Source organism: Yersinia pekkanenii (genome assembly GCF_001152565.1).
GTDB classification, from domain to species: domain Bacteria; phylum Pseudomonadota; class Gammaproteobacteria; order Enterobacterales; family Enterobacteriaceae; genus Yersinia; species Yersinia pekkanenii.
In genome coordinates, this window is sequence record NZ_CQAZ01000166.1 from 1 (window position 1) to 1,479 (window position 1,479).

Here is a 1,479-nt window from a genome sequence, read left to right on the forward strand (position 1 = left end):
TGGCAGTGGTTAAGCGTGTTTCTGGTGGTAAGCAAGAGGTATGTGCAGAAGGAACCGCACCACACAAGGCCTCAGAGTCATTTGTGCAGGTGTCACACAAGCCTCGATATGGTTATAACGAGGTTGCTGTAGATGGAAAGTTACTTCATGTATACGGCGACCACATTCGTTTACTGACTAAAAAGCGGGTTCGTGTGAATGGTAAGCAGGTTCAGGGCTACACAGCTAAAGGTCTGCGTGTCGAGGTGGTGGCATGATGCTCATAACTCCAGTGGCCAGCCAGAATAAAGCCTTTCCCCTGGCTGGCACCCCGAACCGACTATCTTTGAGCGAGTCGCATACTAACCTGGTAATTTCGGGCCAGTTGCAAAAAACTTTGTGGGTGACTTTCGGTTACTCACAAACATCACGCAACTCACCGGTACGCCGTAACCTGTTGATTAAACTTGATTGTGCTGAAATGGAATTTGCTAACCACGGAATCGGCGTGGAGAGCAAAAGCCATGCGTAAACTTCTCAACGTTAAACCGGATAATTATTCCGGTTCACCTGAGCATTACCGTTACTTAGGTTCGGTAATCATTCGAAACGGATGTAACAGCGAAAATCAACAAGTTATAACGTGCAGTCAACTTTCGCCCGTGGCGTTAGTTAAACTAAATCAGCAGATTATAGGCAAAGAAAAGGGCAGTGCTGAGAACACTACCCTTGAGATGGTGCCGTTTTTGCTTCATGAGGAAAATCAACGCAGTCCAGAGTTGGACTGTAAGATAAATCATGATTCCTCAAATCTGAGGAATGAGATAAATCAACATCTTGCAGAACAGCATGTTCGTACATGCGAAACTTTCGTAGGTCAGCCCTCTGGTGCTTCCTTGGCCTTCTTGCGCTTACGGCGTTTGATCTCACCTTGCAAAGCAGCCACGACAAATTGCGAGGTACTTTCACCGTCATCTTTCACTAATTCAACTTCATCAATAACTTCATGCGGAACTCTGGCATGTATTTTTTGTGATTTGGCATTAACGCTACCTGTTGCCATTACTGAATCCTCAATCATTTGGTGGAACACAGTATACACAAAAAATAAATTAATAAAATGGTTGAAGTGGAACACTGTTGATGTTTATAGTGTGTTCCACCTTGGGGCTTTAGATGCTCAAGAAATAACGAAGCCCGGAAGTGCGCTAACACTAACCGGGCCTCTTACCACCAACGATAGAGTACGTATCAAGGCAGCTATGTTAAATCATACCCCAACTCGCTTTAAATTTCTCTTTCTCGCCGTGTGCCGTTCTGACCTGAACGCCAAGCCGCACCGTGAATCAGTAACCGCCCATTCTGAACAAGACGCCCGTCGCTCTCTGGCCGGTCAGTTCGTGCTTTCCTTTGCTGGTCGCCTGCCGGAGGTGAGCCATGCATAAAGAAACCTTTGAAGTCGTGAATCACGCAGAAAACGCACTGGCATACAGTAATCAG

At 46.2% G+C, this 1,479-nt stretch carries 3 protein-coding genes and 1 pseudogene; 3 read left to right on the forward strand and 1 reads right to left on the reverse strand.

Annotated features, from left to right (window positions below):
• Both AEP37_RS26785 and AEP37_RS23685 read left to right on the forward strand, forming a co-directional pair.
• Positions 1-257, forward strand: a pseudogene (locus AEP37_RS26785) (hypothetical protein); the annotation flags it as partial.
• Entirely contained in the window at positions 254-511 is a 258-nt protein-coding gene (locus AEP37_RS23685; RefSeq protein WP_049615631.1) for a hypothetical protein, read from the forward strand. The pseudogene AEP37_RS26785 and the gene AEP37_RS23685, both read left to right, overlap by 4 nt.
• A gap of 345 nt (positions 512-856) precedes the next feature.
• On the opposite strand, the gene AEP37_RS26790 is transcribed toward AEP37_RS23685, so the two are convergent.
• Positions 857-1,042, reverse strand: a complete 186-nt coding sequence (locus AEP37_RS26790; RefSeq protein WP_049614860.1) for a YlcI/YnfO family protein — start codon at positions 1,040-1,042, stop codon at positions 857-859.
• A 199-nt stretch (positions 1,043-1,241) separates the two neighbouring features.
• Between AEP37_RS26790 and AEP37_RS28020 the strand changes: the two genes are divergently transcribed.
• Positions 1,242-1,424 (forward strand): host cell division inhibitor Icd-like protein, encoded by a 183-nt coding sequence (locus AEP37_RS28020; protein WP_049615632.1) that lies wholly within the window; start codon positions 1,242-1,244, stop codon positions 1,422-1,424.
• Positions 1,425-1,479: the final 55 nt, after the last annotated feature.

What these genes read in the sequence shown, in the direction of transcription:
- AEP37_RS23685 (WP_049615631.1), top strand. Translation starts at nt 254, where the DNA reads ATGATGCTCATAACTCCAGTGGCCAGCCAGAATAAAGCCTTTCCCCTG.
- AEP37_RS26790 (WP_049614860.1), bottom strand. Translation starts at nt 1,042, where the DNA reads ATGGCAACAGGTAGCGTTAATGCCAAATCACAAAAAATACATGCCAGA.
- AEP37_RS28020 (WP_049615632.1), top strand. Translation starts at nt 1,242, where the DNA reads ATGTTAAATCATACCCCAACTCGCTTTAAATTTCTCTTTCTCGCCGTG.